19 protein-coding genes and 1 other RNA gene are annotated in these 18,921 nt (G+C 48.9%); 2 read left to right on the forward strand and 18 right to left on the reverse strand.

The features are described 5' to 3' along the window. Window positions 1-62: 62 nt before the first annotated feature. Entirely contained in the window at window positions 63-1,397 is a 1,335-nt protein-coding gene (locus A372_RS0118935) for a PhoH family protein (RefSeq protein ID WP_019422465.1), read from the reverse strand. A gap of 153 nt (window positions 1,398-1,550) precedes the next feature. Here A372_RS0118935 and A372_RS0118940 point away from each other — a divergent pair, with 153 nt between their 5' ends. Further along, window positions 1,551-2,084: a YhcN/YlaJ family sporulation lipoprotein gene (locus tag A372_RS0118940; protein WP_019422466.1), complete on the forward strand. Its 534-nt coding sequence runs from the start codon at window positions 1,551-1,553 to the stop codon at window positions 2,082-2,084. A gap of 68 nt (window positions 2,085-2,152) precedes the next feature. On the opposite strand, the gene A372_RS0118945 is transcribed toward A372_RS0118940, so the two are convergent. The 12 genes from A372_RS0118945 to A372_RS0119000 form a co-directional block, all read right to left on the reverse strand. Further along, window positions 2,153-2,605 carry a hypothetical protein gene (locus A372_RS0118945; RefSeq protein ID WP_019422467.1) on the reverse strand — a complete coding sequence of 151 codons (453 nt, stop codon included), beginning with the start codon at window positions 2,603-2,605 and terminating at the stop codon, window positions 2,153-2,155. Window positions 2,606-2,708: 103 nt separating this feature from the next. Further along, entirely contained in the window at window positions 2,709-3,833 is a 1,125-nt protein-coding gene (locus A372_RS0118950; protein ID WP_019422468.1) for an LCP family protein, read from the reverse strand. Window positions 3,834-3,845: 12 nt separating this feature from the next. Then, window positions 3,846-4,127 (reverse strand): hypothetical protein, encoded by a 282-nt coding sequence (locus A372_RS0118955; protein ID WP_019422469.1) that lies wholly within the window; start codon window positions 4,125-4,127, stop codon window positions 3,846-3,848. Window positions 4,128-4,183: 56 nt separating this feature from the next. Continuing rightward, window positions 4,184-4,468 (reverse strand): YlaH-like family protein, encoded by a 285-nt coding sequence (locus A372_RS0118960; protein ID WP_019422470.1) that lies wholly within the window; start codon window positions 4,466-4,468, stop codon window positions 4,184-4,186. Between the two features lie 39 nt (window positions 4,469-4,507). Then, window positions 4,508-6,355, reverse strand: a complete 1,848-nt coding sequence (gene typA / locus A372_RS0118965; RefSeq protein ID WP_019422471.1) for a translational GTPase TypA — start codon at window positions 6,353-6,355, stop codon at window positions 4,508-4,510. 123 nt (window positions 6,356-6,478) lie between these two features. Beyond that, window positions 6,479-6,967: a hypothetical protein gene (locus A372_RS0118970; RefSeq protein ID WP_019422472.1), complete on the reverse strand. Its 489-nt coding sequence runs from the start codon at window positions 6,965-6,967 to the stop codon at window positions 6,479-6,481. A gap of 275 nt (window positions 6,968-7,242) precedes the next feature. Next, on the reverse strand, window positions 7,243-7,911 hold the full coding sequence (locus A372_RS0118975; protein ID WP_019422473.1) for a TerC family protein: 669 nt from the start codon (window positions 7,909-7,911) through the stop codon (window positions 7,243-7,245). A gap of 57 nt (window positions 7,912-7,968) precedes the next feature. Continuing rightward, on the reverse strand, window positions 7,969-9,270 hold the full coding sequence (gene thiI / locus A372_RS0118980; protein WP_019422474.1) for a tRNA uracil 4-sulfurtransferase ThiI: 1,302 nt from the start codon (window positions 9,268-9,270) through the stop codon (window positions 7,969-7,971). Between the two features lie 128 nt (window positions 9,271-9,398). After that, window positions 9,399-10,565, reverse strand: coding sequence for a cysteine desulfurase family protein (locus A372_RS0118985; protein WP_019422475.1), 1,167 nt, complete (start codon window positions 10,563-10,565; stop codon window positions 9,399-9,401). 239 nt (window positions 10,566-10,804) lie between these two features. Continuing rightward, on the reverse strand, window positions 10,805-11,161 hold the full coding sequence (locus A372_RS0118990) for a hypothetical protein (RefSeq protein WP_019422476.1): 357 nt from the start codon (window positions 11,159-11,161) through the stop codon (window positions 10,805-10,807). 67 nt (window positions 11,162-11,228) lie between these two features. Then, entirely contained in the window at window positions 11,229-11,438 is a 210-nt protein-coding gene (locus A372_RS0118995) for a DUF1540 domain-containing protein (RefSeq protein WP_019422477.1), read from the reverse strand. 135 nt (window positions 11,439-11,573) lie between these two features. Beyond that, window positions 11,574-12,074, reverse strand: a complete 501-nt coding sequence (locus A372_RS0119000; RefSeq protein WP_019422478.1) for a YpuI family protein — start codon at window positions 12,072-12,074, stop codon at window positions 11,574-11,576. Between the two features lie 334 nt (window positions 12,075-12,408). Between A372_RS0119000 and A372_RS0119005 the strand changes: the two genes are divergently transcribed. Next, window positions 12,409-14,322 carry a S8 family peptidase gene (locus tag A372_RS0119005; RefSeq protein WP_019422479.1) on the forward strand — a complete coding sequence of 638 codons (1,914 nt, stop codon included), beginning with the start codon at window positions 12,409-12,411 and terminating at the stop codon, window positions 14,320-14,322. A 172-nt stretch (window positions 14,323-14,494) separates the two neighbouring features. Here the strand turns inward: A372_RS0119005 and rnpB are convergent. The 5 genes from rnpB to rpoD all read right to left on the reverse strand — a co-directional run bounded on the left by rnpB (window position 14,495) and on the right by rpoD (window position 18,887). Then, an RNA gene (rnpB, locus tag A372_RS35545) (RNase P RNA component class A) lies at window positions 14,495-14,894 on the reverse strand. A 54-nt stretch (window positions 14,895-14,948) separates the two neighbouring features. Beyond that, window positions 14,949-16,064: a Nif3-like dinuclear metal center hexameric protein gene (locus A372_RS0119010; protein ID WP_019422480.1), complete on the reverse strand. Its 1,116-nt coding sequence runs from the start codon at window positions 16,062-16,064 to the stop codon at window positions 14,949-14,951. Next, window positions 16,040-16,813 (reverse strand): tRNA (adenine(22)-N(1))-methyltransferase, encoded by a 774-nt coding sequence (locus tag A372_RS0119015; protein WP_051004516.1) that lies wholly within the window; start codon window positions 16,811-16,813, stop codon window positions 16,040-16,042. Before A372_RS0119015 ends, A372_RS0119010 begins: the two co-directional genes overlap by 25 nt. Continuing rightward, complete coding sequence (locus tag A372_RS0119020; RefSeq protein ID WP_019422482.1) at window positions 16,761-17,660, reverse strand: hypothetical protein; 900 nt, start codon at window positions 17,658-17,660, stop codon at window positions 16,761-16,763. Before A372_RS0119020 ends, A372_RS0119015 begins: the two co-directional genes overlap by 53 nt. A 96-nt stretch (window positions 17,661-17,756) precedes the next feature. Then, on the reverse strand, window positions 17,757-18,887 hold the full coding sequence (gene rpoD, locus A372_RS0119025) for an RNA polymerase sigma factor RpoD (protein ID WP_019422483.1): 1,131 nt from the start codon (window positions 18,885-18,887) through the stop codon (window positions 17,757-17,759). Window positions 18,888-18,921 lie beyond the last annotated feature (34 nt).

Raw genomic sequence — 18,921 nt, forward strand, 5'->3', positions numbered from 1 at the left:
CTACTCTACAGGGTACAGTTTACTATTCCAAAGGCTCTTTTTTACCGTATTGCCATGCTTCGTTACAGCAGATCGGCTGCTAACTGAGCTAGACGAGAACGTTCCCCTTTTTCCAAAGTGATGTGACCGCTAATGCTCTCCGACTTGAATCGTTCCACCAAATAGGTCAGTCCATTGCTTGCAGAGTCCAGATACGGATGGTCAATCTGTGCCGGGTCGCCCATCAACACGATTTTGCTGCCTTCACCAACCCGGGAAACAATCGTCTTCACCTCATGCCTAGATAAGTTCTGCGCCTCATCGATAATAATGAATTGCCCCGGAATGGATCGTCCGCGAATATACGTTAGCGCCTCCACCTGGATATTGCCCATGCCGAGCAATATTTTCTCAATATCGCCCGCTTTCTTCGTGTCGAACAAAAATTCAAGGTTGTCATATATCGGCTGCATCCACGGCCGCAGCTTCTCTTCCTTCTCTCCCGGCAAATAACCGATATCTTTCCCCATCGGAACGACCGGTCTTGCGATGAGCAGCTTCTTGTATTTCCGGTCATCCTCTACTTTCAATAAACCCGCTGCAAGCGCTAATAACGTCTTGCCGGTTCCTGCCTTCCCTGCCATCGTCACCAACGGGATATCATCGTTCAGCAGCAGTTCCAACGCCATGCGCTGCTGTGCGTTGCGTGCAGTAATGCCCCACACCGGATCATTGCTCAGGAACAGCGGTTCTAGCTTGCTTGCATCCGCATTCACTTTTAACAACGCCGACTTACTCGTCCCCATACTATCCTTTAAGATAACGAACTCGTGAGGTTGCAGCGCCGTCTTCAGCTGGAGATTCTTCACTTGTAAAAACCGGTACGAATAGAACTCATCTATCACTCCAGGATGAACGAACAAGGTGACGCTTCCGCCATACAGATCATCACCGGATTGTACAGTGCGATCTGATATATAATCCTCGGTATGAAGCCCAAGCACGTCCGCTTTAATGCGCACGAGAACGTCCTTGCTGACAAGAATCACTTCAGCGGGAGCATCCGTCTGCTGCTGCTCCGAATGATAATTGAGAGCGACCGCCAATATGCGGTTATCGTTTGTTATCTCTCCGAACATTTCCTGCACCCTGACGAAGCTGCGATGATTTAGCTCTACAGTAAGCCTGCCTCCGTTATGAAGCGGCACTCCGCTGTGCAAGTGGCCCTCTTCCCTCAATCTGTCTAACTGACGGGATACGGTGCGGGCATTGCGTCCGATTTCATCGGCATTTCGCTTTTTAGAATCCATTTCCTCGAGCACAACAGCGGGAATAATAACTTCGTTAGCTCCAAAGGCAAACAACGCATTTGGATCATGCAGCAGCACATTTGTATCCAATACAAAGATTTTATTCATACGATCTCCCTTTCGCACGGACAATATCGCTTACATGTATCGGCTTGCGACCTCTTACTGTGTTACATAAAAAATGTAGACGTCGTTCACACTATAACCAGTAGCAATGCTGCAATTTTTATTAACAAACGTCAAAGAAAGGAACGATGAAATATGCGTAGTTTGCTTGTTGCCATGCTCATCATCGGGCTGCTTGCTGGATGCGGCACCGCCAAGAAACAAGCTTCACCCCACAGCAACTCGTATCATACGAAGTCGAATACGGCGAACAACGCCAAGCAACCGATTCGGGATGCCGCTGCAGTCAAAGAACACCTAGCTTCCTTGGCAAGAAACGTTCCCGGCGTACGCGGTGTCAATTGTGTTGTATTCGGTAATACAGCTATCGTAGGTATTGATGTAGATGCGAAGTTAGAACGTTCCCGCGTCGGAACAATCAAATATTCTGTGGCCGAAGCATTAAGCAAAGACAAATACGGGGCGAATGCGATTGTGACGGCAGATATGGACATTAATGAACGATTGCGCGAAATTTCGGCTGCTACGAAGCAAGGTCATCCAATTGCTGGATTTACGAATGAATTGTCCGACATTATCGGGCGTATCGTGCCTCAGTTTCCTAATAGTGTAAAGCAAATGCAACCACCGTCCCATACGGAAAATCCTAAAATGAAAAAATCGATGTAGCTTGCAGCCGCATTCTGCAAGATGAAATGGACAAGCTCCAATAACGCACGAAAAGCCTAGTATATACACTAGGCTTTTCGCATGGCTTCAAATACTTGACCGTCCAGCTTATCTGCTGCACGCTTGTCATACGTCTTCTCATATTGTGGCATCGCGTTGAGCCGCGCACCATAGAACATGGCATCGCGGACCGATGTAATATCAATGTCAAAGCAAGCCAACTTCAAAGGAACTGCCGGCAGCGGTTCCTCGATAAGCGAAGCTTGGCCGTATACGGCCGTGACCGTATTGGTTCCGAAAATCGTCACGGCAACCGAACGATGCTGCTTCATGTTGTCAACTAACCGGGAGCGCAGGTCAATGGCGACGCGAAGCTTGCGCTCATGAATGGCATGAACCCACGATATGGCGCTCGTCGTTGGTCCACCCGATTCGGCATCGGTCGTATGAAGCAGAATGAACGACTCTTGTTGTAATTGGGCAAATAGAGCGTCGTGAAGTGCAGCGTTATTTTCGGACATCAATCAGACCTCCTAAACAAGTTCGCGGCTACAATTTATTGTATTATAACATAAGGAAAAAATTGCATCTACTTATCCACTTGCCCAAGCTATGAGTGTTCCTCTATGCCGCAGGAGCTGTTGTATTGTCGCTGTCGGTTCCTGGCGAACCACTATCGCCATCAGCTGGCTGCGCTGCTTTCAACGATCGTCCGGCGAGCACATCCTTTAACGCTTGCTTGCCTTGCTCCAATTGCTCTGCGTTTACGTAAATATACGGACTCTTCCAGTCCCCATCGACAGGCATATAGTGAATATCATTCCGATTAATGCCGATATATGTCGTCAGCGAGTTACGGATTTGACTTGGCGTCATGTCAATTTTGAAATTATTCGCCATTGCGTCAATAATATCTGTAATTTTAGCAATTCCGCCCAACGTTTGCATTTTTCCGACAAGCTCTTTCAAGACCGCGTTTTGCCGCACGTTCCGATCCCCATCTGACGTTCCCTTCGTCATTGGACGACAGTTTGATTTGCGGTAACGTACAAAATCCAACGCATTTTTCCCGTCAAGAGTTTGGGGTCCGGCGCTCAAATTAATATTCGTTCCGTCCGCCCGGTCACGGTAGCACATGTTCTGATCCACGTTCACATCAATACCGCCGACCGCATCAACCACATCGACGAAGCCTTTAAAGTCAATGACCGCTGCGTAGTCAATGTCAATATCCAAATACATGCCTAGCATCGCTTTCATTTCATCCTCCGGCGATGGGCTGTCAAGCTTGCCTTGCTCCTTAAGATTGAAAAATTTAGGATAATAATGATTCAGCTTGTCTGGGGTATACCCCGTTAATTCGAAATAAGTATCGCGCGGCAATGACACAAGAACCGCTTCCTGTGTCTCCGGATGCATGGCGCCCACCATAACGATGTCGGTACGGCGTCCCGGCAATTCCGGCCGGTAGTCGATTCCGAGCAGTATGAACGAGAACGGTTCTGTCGTCGGCGACAACGTTTCTTGCACCGTGCCGCTTCCTCCGCCCTCTTTGCTTACAGTCGATATGTTCTCTAGCTTATTATTGGCATAGAGCAGCAAATATCCCGCATAACAAATGATGCCGATAGATACAATGAGCACGACGATAAGCGTCACCTTCAACCATTTCGGTATTCCCCGCTTAGTGTTAGATGCCTTACGCCGCTGCGGTTTCTGTCTCGGTGGCAATGGTGTCGATGAATTCATATCTTCCCTCACTTACCCACTATATTTCGGATTACATTCGATATCTGTCCATAGACGTTCCGCTTCCTCGCGCTCAACCTGTTGCTTATAAAGTTCTCCGTCACACCGATACGTTATGACGTATTGTTCCTGTTCTACATCCAGGCTGGCCTCAAAGGATGTCAACTTATGATCCTCCCTCAATATATCCGCAAAAAAATGAAGCGTTTCCTTCGCAGCATGATCGTCCGGACGCGCTTCAGATACAATGTGGATTTGCAGCCAATTAAATAAAGCGACTTGCAGCTTCATCATCTGAACCGTTCTCCCTTTCTCTTATCTGTCCTGGAAAATCGGATAACAGCGGGCGGCTAGTTTCTCTGATCGGTCGTCTTCTTGCGCCGCGCTTCGACGAAATAACGAATACGCACCATAAACATTAGGGCTACCGCCACAAAGAGGCACTGGACGATGGGCAGCTTATCAATCTGAAAAATAAGCAGTATAAATGCGCCCAGCGCCATAAACAGATAGATGAATATTTCTTTGAGGATAGGCAGCTTTTGCACGCGAAACACTTTGTTGAAAATATAAACAATAAACACAAAAATGAGCAAGTAGCTAACATAAGGATGAGATGCCAGCCATTGTTGCATGTGAACGGTCACTCCTTTGCCAAAGTTGTCCAAATCCCATTATACATGGGATTCGGACGTTTTGCGCATTTTTTCTGCTCGTTCACGTTCACTTTTGTTCAAAATTTTCTTACGCAGTCGAACCGATGACGGTGTAATTTCACAATATTCGTCGTCGTTCAAATATTCCAGCGCATGCTCGAGGGAGAACAGGCGCGGTGTCTTCATCTTCACCGTATCTTCTTTTGTAGCGGAGCGGACGTTCGTCAGCGCCTTCTCCTTGCAGATGTTAACGACGATATCATTGTCACGGTTATGTTCGCCGACAATCATGCCTTCGTACACTTCCGTTCCTGGATTTACAAATAAAATACCACGATCTTCGACCGATAAAATTCCGTAGAGCGTCGTAGAACCAGTCTCTGTCGATACGAGCACGCCTTGGTGACGTCCGCCGACTTGACCTCCGACATAAGGGCCGTAATGATCGAAGGCATGGTTCATAATTCCGTATCCGCGCGTCAATGTCAGGAAGTTCGTGCTGTAGCCGATTAGACCACGGGCCGGAATCAAGAACTCGAGCCGGATTTGTCCAGTGCCTTGATTAATCATGTTTACCATTTCCGCTTTTCTTGTGCCTAAGCTTTCCATGACAGCTCCCATAGAGTCCTCAGGGATATCGATTAGCAAGCGCTCGATCGGCTCCTTCTTCTGCCCATCAATCTCTTTAATGATAACTTCAGGCTTCGATACTTGCAGCTCGTAACCTTCACGGCGCATGTTCTCGATTAGAATGCCAAGGTGCAGTTCCCCGCGGCCAGATACGATAAACGCGTCAGGGCTGTCCGTATCTTCAACCCGAAGGCTGACATCGGTCTCCAGCTCTTTCATCAGACGTTCGCGCAGCTTGCGCGAAGTGATCCATTTTCCTTCACGACCGACGAACGGGCTGTTGTTGACCAGGAACGTCATTTGCAGCGTAGGCTCATCGATATGAAGAACAGGCAGTGCTTCCGGCTTAGAAGCGTCAGCAAGTGTCTCACCAATGTTAATATCCTTGATGCCTGCAATGGCAACAATATCGCCCGCGCCCGCTTCTTCCCGCTCGATGCGCTTCAAGCCTTGGAAGCCGAACAGCTTCTCGATCCGGGCTTGCTTCACTTGACCTTCCCGGTTAATAACGGCAACCGATTGGCCTTGGCGCACACGTCCACGGTTAATGCGGCCGATGGCGATGCGTCCCATATACTCGTTATAATCAAGCAGCGTGACCAGGAATTGGAACGGTTCATCCGGATTCTCCTGCGGCGCAGGAATATGAGAGACGATGGTCTCATACAGCGCCTGCATGTTCTCATCCTGCTTCTCTGGCTCTGGATCCAGACTTGATGTGCCGTTCAGAGCGGATGCGTAAACGACAGGAAAATCAAGTTGCTCATCATTCGCTTCCAGCTCAATGAACAACTCGAGCACTTCATCGATGACTTCATCAGGCCGAGCATTAGGACGGTCGATTTTATTAACGACGACGATTGGCGTCAATTGGTGCTCCAGCGCTTTGCGCAGCACGAATTTCGTCTGTGGCATACATCCTTCGAACGCATCTACAACCAGCAGCACGCCGTCAACCATTTTCATAATGCGCTCTACTTCTCCGCCGAAATCGGCGTGTCCAGGCGTATCGACAATGTTAATCAAGTAATCTTTGTACGTAATAGCCGTATTTTTCGCCAAGATCGTAATTCCGCGCTCACGCTCCAAATCATTGGAGTCCATGGCGCGTTCGTGCACGTGTTCATTATCACGGAATGTTCCGGATTGCTGCAGCAGCTTGTCGACGAGAGTCGTCTTCCCGTGATCGACGTGAGCGATAATAGCGATATTACGGATTTGATTTCTTTCTTGCATAAAGTAAATCTTTCCCTTCTAGTTATGGATAAAATTAACATTCAGAAACGGCCAAGAATAAAGACGCCGAAGGGCGGCGTCTCTTCTCCGTAGACGGTGCCAAATGAACTGACTGAATTGATATTATCTGAAGCGGCTGCGTACACCGCCAAACACCAATGCTGCGCCAACAAATATGAGCGCGACAGCGATCATATACGTTCCAACCGCAAAGACTAACATAAGGGTAAGCATCGCTATGCCTACTCCTCCGAACAAGAGCGCACCTAACCAGGCCCCGCGAGGATGATGTGGATCGTACACATAGTACCCGTACAAACCGAGAGCAATGCCAATCAGCAGCAACGGCCATAACAGGCCAAACAGCCGCCAATGAATCCAATGGCTCGCCATGAACAGCAGACCATACACCGTCAGCATGCCAGCAGGTACAAGCGCAATAGGCGGAGCGAGGCGAGCCCGCACGAGTCCATATACTGCCACTCCGATAACAAACAGAATGAGCGGCCACATCGTTCCGCCGATAAAGGCGAATGCTCCCCATTTCCCCAACAAGATAATAAAGCCCGCCACCAATATAACGATGCCGATCACTCGTTGATTCTTAGCCATATGTCTACCTCCCATGTGTCCAAAGGCTCATTATGGGTTGGACATAATACGACGCAATTCGCGTCTTTTTTTACTTTTTCTAGTGTATATGAAAGTTCGCAAAAATACCACCTCATCCGAAAAAAAAGCGTTTCTTTCATAACAACGGCAACAACAGCAGCTATACTTCGTAATCAAAGGTGACTTTTTCAATGGCCTCTCATACAAAAAAACTTCCTGCCATGCCAGATTCGACAAGGGAACAGGAAGAGTGCTATCAATGAATCGCCCCGACCTTAGTCTACCCGGATACGGTCCTGATACCGAATCACTGTACCAACGATCATGACGAGCGCAACCATAGCCCACGGTAACCCGTGGTGCAAGCTCATCCACAATCTAGGCATCCATAGCGCCAACCGTTCATCCGAAGCAATCATCTCTCCTGCCGTAAATCCAAGGATGCCAGAACCAGCAAAGATCAATAAAGGCATGCGCTGCAGCCATTTGCTAATGATGGTGCTGCCCCACACAATGATGGGAATGCTCAATGCAATTCCGATAATAATATAGGTCATTTGACCCTTGGCTATGGCAGCGATAGCCAGCACGTTATCCAAGCTCATCACGAAGTCTGCGATCAGGATGGTCTGAACTGCGCTCCATAAAGAGAAGGATGCCCCATCCCGTGAGTGGGCGTGGCTCCGATCCGCCAGTAGTTGTACGGCGATAACGAAAAGCAATAGCCCTCCTGCCGCCTTCAGGAGCGGGATTTGGATCAGCCACATAGCTACCACGGTCAAGAGGCAGCGCAGCAGCACGGCTCCGCCCACTCCCCACCATACCGCTTGCTTCCGCTTCGGTTCCGGCAAATGTTGGCTCGACATGGCAATAACGACGGCATTGTCTCCGCTCAACACGAGATTAATGACCAGTATTTCAGCTAACAGCCACAATGATTCCACTGCCCGTCCCTCCCCTGTTTAAGGTCTATGTTGGAGGAAGACGGGCTAGACCATTTTTTAGAACCAATCGCCGTGAGTGGAATCCGCGCCTGGCACGTCGCTGTTATGATTTATTTCCTGTTGTTCCTTATGTTCAGTCTTTCCTTTATTAGCGTTAATTACGATAGCATCATCCGGATGTCCACCCGCTCGTAAAATGATCGCTTCCGTTCCTTCTACCGCAGCTGCAATTAATTGTTCGAGCTCGGGAATCGATTGTTCTACCCGTTCCACGACGTTGAGATTCGGGTTCGTTGCAGGCGATTTTGGAACAAATAGCGTACAGCAATCTTCATACGGCAAAATCGACAAGTCGTATGTGCCGATTTGCTCAGCATATCTTATAATTTGCTCCTTGTCCATGGCAACGAGTGGACGCAGCAAAGGAAGATCGCTCACCCGTCCTATCACATTCATGCTGCCAAGCGTCTGACTTGCCACTTGACCCAAGCTGTCTCCCGTTACGATCGCCATCGCTTTACGCTCCTCTGCCAACTGCGTAGAGATGCGCAGCATTGCGCGACGCATAAGTGTAATGAGCAAATTCTCATGGCCTGATTGATGCAGCCGAGTCTGGATATCAGTGAACGGAACCAAATGTACACGTATGCGTCCGGCATAATTAGCGAGCACCTGTGCCAAGTCAAGCACCTTCTGCTTCGCACGTTCGCTTGTGAATGGATAGCTGTGAAAATGAATAGCCTCCACTTCCAAGCCTTTGCGCAGCGCTTGATAACCAGCTACCGGACTGTCTATGCCGCCGGACAACAGCAGCATCGCTTTGCCATTCGACGACAGCGGAAAGCCGCCCGCCGCCTTAATTACTTCACTGAATAAATACGTTGACCCTTCCCGCACTTCTACACGGAGCTCGATTTCGGGCTGATGCACATCCACCTTCAGCTGCGGGAACTCGCGCAGTACCGGCGCGCCGACAAGGTGCTGCAGATCCTGCGATCCATGCGGGAAAGCCTTCCATGCCCGGCGTGCGTTTACCTTGAATTTAGTATCCGGTCCCGGATTCATTTCTTGCATCAGCTTCTTGGCCGTTTCAATAATCGGCTCCAGCTCGGAAGGTGCCCGTTTTACCGGACTGAGCGAGACGATGCCGAAGATGTGCTTCAGCACATCAATGACATCTTGAAACGGTTCGCCATTCAGTTCCACATACAATCTTCCGTACTCTTTAATGATGTTCGTGCGCGGAAACGGCGCAAGCACGGCCTTGACGTGGTGGTAGGCCGCTTTTTCAAAGCGGCTGCGGTTCTTCCCTTTAATTGCAATTTCTCCGTATCGCAGAAGAATCATATCGTAATCCATAGTAGCTTGTTTACCTGCCTTTCATGCTTTCTTCTAGAGGTTCTCGCCAGCGAATGCTTCCGATGTAGTTTTCTTACGAAAACTTGTGCTTCTCGGTGCTAAAAAGTGACCTTTCTAAATACATACTTCTATCTCTTCATTAACGGTCGCAATTGTTCGGTCACTTCCGTGAACGCTTCAGTTAAGCGGGCGATATCTCGCTCGGAACAGCTCGCATCCAGACTGATTCTTATCCCGCTTGAGGCTCTGGACGTATCTTGCGTCATAGCCAAGAGAACACGGCTTGGCTTGTGCATCTTCGAGGAGCATGCAGACTGCGTCGATACGATGATCCCCCGTTCCTCGAGTGCATGCACGACTACTTCGGACTTCATTCCTGGGAACGATATATTAATAATGTGCGGTGCGGCAAGCGGAATATCAGGACTGTTAATAACGAGCGGTTTAAGCGTTCGCAGCTGTTTCAAAGCGCGCTCTCGTAATGAGACGAGCTTCTCATAATTGTTCGGCTGACCTTCGGCAGCCAAGCGAATGGCTTTGGCCAGGCCGACGATGCCTGGCACATTTTCCGTACCTGGCCGAAACCCATGCTCCTGCTTGCCGCCGTATAAGAGTGGCTTCAATGGTACTTCTCTGCGTCTAATTAATATCCCTGATCCTTTAGGTCCGCCGATTTTATGTCCAGACAAGCTGTACAAGTCGATTCCCCACTGGCGGATATCCACCGGAACTTTTCCAAGGCCCTGAACTCCATCCACATGGAAGGAGACTTTCGGATATCGGCTCAACACGTTGCCGATTTCCGCTAAAGGCTGCAGAGATCCCGTCTCGTTGTTGACATGCATCACGCTCACCATAATAGTATGCGGACGAATTGCCGCTTCGATTTGTTCTGGTTGAACGCATCCGTTCTTATCAACAGGGATATACGTAATGTCCATCCCTTCCCGTCCCAACTGCTTATAGCACTCATATACCGAAGCATGCTCCACTTCGGACACTATCATATGTCTAGGCTTGCCATCTATCGCATGAGCGCGTGCGGTACCGAATACGGCAAGGTTGTTGCTTTCTGTCGCCCCTGAAGTAAAAATAACTTCTGAAGCATGAACATTCAAAGCACGCGCTACAACCTCTCTGGCTCGCCGAATGAGCTGTTCCGCTTGGCCGCCGGCTTGATGAATCGACGACGGATTAGCATACACCTGCTCCATGACCTCGGTAATCGTCCGAATGACGTCCGGGTGAGGAGGCGTCGACGCACTATGGTCGCAATACAACAGTGGTAAGTTCAAGCGAACCCCTCCTTGTCACAACAAAAAAGATCAAAGCAGCATTAGAGTTCCAACTTCTCACTCCGCCGTTGTTGATCCCCATGTGTTTGATTCATATTCATTTATTTTACACGTTTTATATAAAAATCACCATCATTTTTCGGAGTGGCGGTGACTAGAACACGCTGGGTACCCTTTGCTTTCCAGCAAACAAAGAAAAAGCTTGACGCCGGCTCTGCCGGGTCAAGCTTTTTTTAAATTTATGCATAATAAGAAAGGAGCAGCAGTCGAACTATTGCAGAGAACAATCCAATAACAACCGCAAATGTCCCCGACGTTCGACTGCCTTGCATATAAGCGAGCACGCCTAACCCGGCGCCGCTTAATCCCAATGCAATCGGAAATAAAATAAGAGAAATGATTGAAAAAATAATGGCCAGCGTGCCCACTCCGGAAGAATGATCGATTTGCGTTCGCTCGATCGTATCATTTCTTGCCTCGCCGAGCGGCAGCGTCCCCGCTTCCGCAGCAAATTCAACGTCATGATTTTCATCTTGTATCTTGCGTTCTCGCTGACGCTTCAAGCGACGGGCATGGCGTTTATTATGACTTGCCATCGACTCTCACTCCTTGCTGGTTACAGTGCAAACGGAGCTGTTGACTGCCGCCAAAATGGTTAACGTCTTATTTCTCCACAAATGTCTGACAACATGTCACGGACGATTTAGAAGCGGTATCCTTATGATCCGCACCAAATTCATTCCCAAATTCTTCATTGTGTGACGCATTGGCGTGCTTGTCGATGTCGATCATAATTTCTTCCGCCTGACAACGATAATTGCCCCAGAACTTACAATTGGAAACACTGCATTTAACTAACGGTTTTTCAATCACAGCAATCACCTCCGATTACATGATGTCCGGGGATGACGCGTGGTATCCTGCAATTGAGTGCCAACTTCTAACGAAATAGAAGCCCCATGGCAAACATGGGGCTTCTTCGTATTACTGCATAATTTAGATAGCATTCTATTTCTGACTCTGCATCCGGCGCTGCGTCAAATAATCACTTTCATAATAGGCCAATTCATCGCGCAGCTCTTCGAACCCTTTCGTTATGTCCAACACGACATCTCTGACCATCCGAACCGGCTTCATGCGGAAGCGAATGGCATCTTGACCAGTATAAGCATAGCGTCCATCTTCAGAGTAACACTCATTCTTCGGATAAAAGAAAGCATTCACACATTGGTGATATACGTCATACAGAACCCGTTCGGCAAACCTTTCATCGAAATTGGCTCTGCGCAGTGTCACGCCCAAACGCTCGTAGCAATCTTCGGAAAAAACGAGCACATGACGCAAGTCTGTCAAAAAACCTTTATAAAAGCTGACCGACTCAATATCTTGATCGTTCTGGACGAGCTGCGGCAGCGTATACTCATTCAAAAACATTTCAAGCTTACCAATTGCATATTTCAGTCTGTCTCTTGAGACTTCACACAGTTGCTTCACATTGGATGCTGGCATGAGAGCTCCTCCTTGCATGTTCAAAAGGTCAATTTCCAACTCCGAGAAGGTGCAAGATTCGATGCCGAATGACACATCTTGCGATGCTTCGTGATGAAAAGGGACGCTGTTGATTCATATGACTGGAATGATTATCTTACCTCCATCATCCTACCACAAAAATGAATGAAAGAGTACTCCTTTCCAACCAATGTTTGGCTGCCACGCAGTACGGTATAAATTTGTAGCCGTCTTCTCAAGCTATAGCTAAAAGAGGTTTAGTAACCGCTGTTTCTGCGGACCAAGATGCAATATGGCAGAAATGGACACGGCATGCTACAGGGAGGAATCATGAATGCAACGTCGATATGTGGTAGGGGCTTTTGCACTCGGTGTAGCAGTGCTCGCGCTGCCGCTGTTATGGTCATCGGATCGCAATTCTCATTCGAACGGCATGACAACAGCGTCACAGGAAAAGAACGCCAAACACCAAATATTACAACAGGATATGCTGTTTACAGGGCGATTGTTCGCTATGGACTCGAGACGGGACATGGAGGTTGCGCTAACGGAGTGGAAGCAGCAATCGCCAGAGCAGATGCATGCATTGGCTGACGAATTCATGCAGTCACACCCTCATTTTGTATATGTGAAATGGGTCGATATGGGCAAATCCACAGAATGGGTGAAGGGTCAACTTCCAAAAGATGAGTCATGGCAAACCAATAAACGAGTGAAAGACTATATTCAATCCGCGAAGACCAATGTTACGAAGCGTCAATCATACACGTCGCCCGAGCTGATGATTAACGGTAAAAATCATGTGGTGATGGGAATTCCATCCCCACATTCCGATCATGGCATTATCGCTCTGATCAATCAGCACGTCGTACAAACAGTGCGGAAGCATCAACAAAAAAACTTGCGCCTCGTTCCTTACCCGCCGGAATCCAAATATCGGGTCAAATCAGTCGATTCTTCTTCCATGCGGGATGTAAAGGTACAGGATGGTGAAGACAACGCAGGTACTAGCCACTATTATCAAAATGAAATCGTCGTCCGCTTCCGAAAAGACCCGGATATGAAACAAATGAAGCAAATGATTAAGGATACCGGATGCGAACACCCGCGCAAGCTTGGTTACACTTACGTGTTTCGTTCGAAACGGATGACGGCCGAGCAGATGCAGCAGTATTTCTCGCAGTTTAATCCCATTTATATAGAGCCTCATTTTCTGTATATGACGAATGGGAACAATTCGCTCAGATCATCCCCGCCGACAAGCCAACTGCCGCTAAATACGGATAATGAGGGCATCGGCGTAGCTGTGGAAGAACCGAACGACGCACTCTACAAGGCTTACCAATGGAACTTGCCGAGCATTCATACCAACCGCGGCTGGTCGATGACGAAAGGGCAAAAGGATGTCATTGTTGCGATTGTGGATACAGGCGTCGATTTAAAGCATCGGGATTTGCAGGGCAAGTTATTAAAGGGCTACAACGTCTTCGACCCGAATAATCCCCCGCAGGATGACGTCGGCCACGGCACACACGTTGCAGGCATCATCGGAGCAACTGTGAACAACGGCGAAGGAGTCGCCGGCATGACCTGGTATAACCCAATCCTGCCTGTTAAAGCGTTGGACAGCGACGGTTCTGGAACGTCATACTCTGTAGCGGAGGGAATTATATGGGCTACAGACAATGGGGCCAAGGTCATTAATCTTAGTCTTGGCAACTATGTAGACGGTGCGTTTTTGCATGACGCAGTGAAATATGCTTTTGATCGCGATGTGGTGCTCATTGCCGCAACCGGCAATGATAACACAAAACGACCAGGGTATCCTGCCGCTTATCCGGAAGTGTTTGCCGTCTCCGCTACGGATGAGAACCAGAAACGGGCTTCTTTTTCAAACTACGGCAACTATGTCGATGTAGTCGCACCAGGTTCGTCCATCGCGAGCACCTATCCGAGCAACCAATATGCGGCGCTATCGGGGACATCTATGGCATGTCCGCACGTATCGGCGCTTGCGGCACTCATCCGCTCGGTCAATTCGGGGCTGAAAAATACCGAGGTGTACGACATTATGCGCCAAAGCGTCGTAGATCTCGGGTCACCGGGCAAGGATCAATATTTTGGATACGGTCTCGTTGATGTGGCAAGAGCGTTAAGTATGGCCGAGCAAGGCAATACGTCGCTGTCATTGTTCCCGCAAAATATTAACCGGCAATTAAAGCTGGCGATTGAACAATTTATTAAGTAATCACAACGCAAAATGGTGGAGCAGGAATAATCTCCTGCTCCACCGTTTTTTTGTTGCAATAAAATGAGCTGTCCTTCAAGTGTATTTATCTACTGTTGGGACAGCTCCTTAAGTTTCATGATATCCAATTATGATCACGAAGATGTTCTGGTAGCATATCGACGTGATAGCATCGGAAAGTTTGCCGTAAGCCGGGTTCTGTACTCATCGTGGTATCGCGGGAGCTACCCTTCCACTAATAAGTGACAATCATCTATCTAGGCCGTACATTGCTGTACAGCTCCAGCGACCAACCCAGACGCTCCTCGGGCCGAGGTTGCCCTTAGCGGGCTTGCGTCCCATTAGGTCTTGCTCCAGATGGGGTTTACCAGGAACGAAGTCACCAGCGTTCCTCGTGGTCTCTTACACCACGGTTCCACCCTTGCCTGTACCGCATAAGCGGCCATCGGCGGTCCATTTCTGTGGCACTATCCTTCAGCTTGCGCTGACTGGACGTTATCCAGCATCCTGCCCTACGGAGCCCGGACTTTCCTCTCGTGACTTGCGCCACCAGCGATTGTCTGTCAAACTTTCCGTCAACATTCGTTAGTATACTAGGTTCGGGCCTGAAACTCAACCAACAAGTTTTACAAAAATTGAAATGGTTCGGTACATACGGTAGATGCATGGAAACTAGTCTGGGTTCCTCGCTCATCCGCTAATGCTTGCAGACGGGCTGTCACATCCGCTTTCATCATTTTCTCGGCATTATGTCCTGGGTCTATGATGGAAAGGCCTGCTGCCAACGCATCATGCGCAGTATGATAATCAATGTCTCCAGTCACGAGCACGTCTGCTCCGTGGAACAGTGCGTGCCGGACATATCGGGAACCGGAGCCACCCAGCACAGCTACTTTGCGAATCGGTCGAGTGAGGTCGCCGACTACCCGAACGTGCGGCACAGCGAATTTTGATTTTACGCGCTCTGCCATTTCTTGCAGCGTGACCGACTCCTTGAGCTTGCCAACCCGTCCCAATCCATAAGCCGTCCCCTGAAGATCAACCGGATACAAATCGTATGCCACTTCTTCATACGGATGCGATTTCAACATGGCCTGCAGGACGCGGCTTTTTATCGATTTTGGCACAATCGTTTCGATACGTGATTCCTTAACCTCTTCCAGCTTGCCGGCATGCCCGATATACGGGTTCGTGCCGTCTTGAGGCTGAAACGTCCCTGTACCGCTTAGATTGAAGCTGCAGTGGCTATAATCCCCGATATGTCCCGCACCTGCATCCAAAATGGCAGCGCGCACCTGTTGTGCATGCGTCTCCGGAACGAATACGACGAGCTTCTGCAGCGGCTCATGCTGGAGCGTTTCCAATACTTTGACATCTGTCAACTGCAGCAGATTCGCCATCAGGTCGTTCATTCCGCCTACAGCAACATCATAATTCGTATGTGAAATATAGACTGCAATATCATGCTTAATCAGCTTTTCATACAGCTTTCCTGCAGGTGTATCTGTTTGCAAATGAGCCAGCGGCCTGAAAATGATCGCATGATGCGCAATAATAAGCCCTGCCTGCAAGCGTATTGCCTCATCCACGACTTCATCTGTCACATCTAGTGCAACAAGCACTTGTGATACATCCTTCCTAATCGAACCGAGCTGCAAGCCAATACGGTCATTCTCCACCGCCATAGATTTGGGGGCAAGCTGCTCCATCCATTGAACTATCGTTTGAGCGTTTGCAAACATGCTACGATCCTCTCCATTTCCGCTTGTTTCTTTGCAAATGCTGTACGGCGCTCCCTAGCTTCTTCCGTCTCCGCCTGCTCCATCGTTCGCAGCACACGTTCCCATTTTCCAAGTTCATGCTCCCACTTTTGCACAAATACAGATGAGGGATTGAGCGAGAGCAAAGGTCCCATTAGGAACAACCAGTCTTCGGTTAACGCAATACCGCATGGCAATTGTCGAGTCTCATACAATCGTTCATTATGCTCTTCCAGCAATTGTCTGTCTGCCAGACGTTCTGCAAGAAGCACCTCATAAATTTTGCCGTCTTCTTCGAGAATGTGTTCCTGCACCAGCGCCCATCCCTGTTCACGCAGCCAGCGGCGCACGATGTCTTCGCCAACGTTCGGCTGCAGGATAAGACGTGTAACTCCTTCCAGCTTTTTCGGATCCGCAGATAAAATAGTTGCAATTAAGCTTCCGCCCATGCCGGCTATCGTAATGCAATCGACTTCACCTTGCTTCACTACGGATAGACCGTCGCCATGTCTGACATTTACTATCATTTCCATACAGGCCCCTTGTACTTGGCGGCGGGCTGCTTCAAAAGGTCCTTGATTGACTTCGCCTGCGACCGCGAACGAAATGCGCTTATGCTTGGCCAGATAGACGGGAAGAAGTGCATGATCCGAGCCGATATCTGCTAATCGGCTGCCCTCAGGCACCCAATCCGCGATCCATTGCAGTCGTTTTGACAGTTTGATGTTCACGTAACCACTTCACCCACTGTTTTCTAAAGTAATAAGCAAAATAGAAAAAAATAAAAAGCTTAACAAGTAACACGAATAACAGTTCATTGTCAGGCACGGTCTGTGTTGAGACGAGCCCGTTTACCCAGATCAACTCTGGCATAAACCACAAAATAATGGCGCCTAGCAGCATACCGGCTGCCGCAGACTGTGAGAAACGGTGCACCGCCCAAGCCAACCATACAATCAGCACACACTCCGGCAGCCAGAGCCACTGACTTTCTAATAACGTGATGTCGGTCATCGCGGTGCGCAATATTTGAGCATACGTTAACGCAAGTCCTAACCAGCCCATACCCTGCATCCAGCCGCTCCGAATTAGCCAACCCGAGAACAGCCAGAGAAGGGCCGCTGTCATACAGCAAATTGACACGCTCCACCATTCGCTCCAACCTTGCAAATAAAGGATGAGTATTCCGCCTGCACTGCCAGCTGCACAGCCGATAATCGCATATCCTTTGGCCCGGGCCGGCTTCCTCTTTCTTCCCCGCGCAGCGATAAAAATAGACAGCAGCGCAATACACAGCACAACGCTAATTTGCATTGAAGGAGCAAAAACGGTAAAATAAAATCCAACAATACAAATCAAGGCAGAAATGAAAAATACAGTAAACCATCGTTTGGCAGACATCGATACGATACGTTCCACCCACGAAGCTGGCGAAGTGGTGGAGGAAGCTGTATCAGACGTTTTCTCCGGAAGTTCGTACAGCCGATCCAGAAAATCGCAATACACCTCCGGTAACAAGCGATTGCTTCGCCAGCGGGCGATTTCTTGCTTCATCCATTGACGTTGCTGCGGCTCCATTCTGCTACACACCCCCTATCGCTTTCGGATTTGCAGCTTCTAAGCAAAAGACCCTCAGCGCGCAAGCATGCGCGTCAGAAGGTCTCGTCGAAAGTTTTATTCAAGGAAATCTTTTAAGCGTTTGCTGCGGCTTGGGTGGCGCAGCTTACGAAGAGCCTTCGCTTCAATCTGGCGAATCCGCTCGCGTGTAACGCCGAACACTTTGCCCACTTCTTCAAGGGTGCGTGTACGGCCGTCATCAAGACCAAAACGCAAACGAAGCACATTCTCCTCACGTTCCGTCAACGTATCCAATACGTCTTCCAGCTGTTCCTTCAACAGTTCGTAAGCGGCTGCATCTGCCGGAGCCAGCGCCTCTTGATCCTCGATGAAATCCCCTAAATGCGAATCATCTTCTTCCCCAATAGGTGTTTCCAAGGAGACCGGTTCTTGTGCAATTTTCATTATTTCGCGTACTTTCTCAACGCTGAGCTCCATCTCTGCTGCAATCTCTTCCGGTGTCGGCTCACGCCCCAGCTCTTGCAGCAATTGACGGGAGACACGTACCAACTTGTTGATCGTCTCAACCATGTGTACCGGAATACGGATGGTACGCGCTTGATCCGCAATCGCTCGCGTAATTGCTTGACGAATCCACCACGTTGCATACGTGCTGAATTTGTATCCTTTGCTATGATCGAATTTCTCTACCGCTTTAATGAGACCCATATTGCCCTCTTGAATCAAATCCAAGAACAGCATCCCGCGACCGACATAGCGCTTTGCGATGCTGACGACTAGCCGCAAGTTGGCTTCTGTCAAGCGCTTCTTCGCTTCTTCGTCCCCTTGCTCGATTCGCTTAGCGAGTTCAATCTCTTCTTCTGCTGATAAGAGCGGAACACGGCCGATCTCTTTTAAGTACATCCGGACAGGGTCATTAATTTTGATGCCCGGGGGCAAAGACAAGTCATCATCAAAATGAAAATCATCTTGTTCGTCTTGGTCACGTTCTCCATTCCCGCGATTGCCCATCCCATCATCCGTTTCGTTTACCACTTCAATTCCCAAATCAGAAAGCTGCTCATAGAACTCATCCATCTGCTCCGGGTCTTGCTCGAACGTCGACATTTTCTCGGCAATCTCTTTGTAGGTAAGCGTTCCACGCTTTTTACCGAGTTCAATCAACTGGTCCTTCACATGCTCCAAAGCTGTTTCCGTGTCTAGTCCAGTATGTTGATCATTCGCCATTTTCCGACTCCCTCCTCCCTAGAATCCTCCTCCT

Origin of the sequence: Paenibacillus sp. OSY-SE (genome assembly GCF_000283315.1) — a bacterium.
In the GTDB taxonomy this organism is placed as follows: Bacteria; Bacillota; Bacilli; order Paenibacillales; family Paenibacillaceae; genus Paenibacillus_B; species Paenibacillus_B profundus.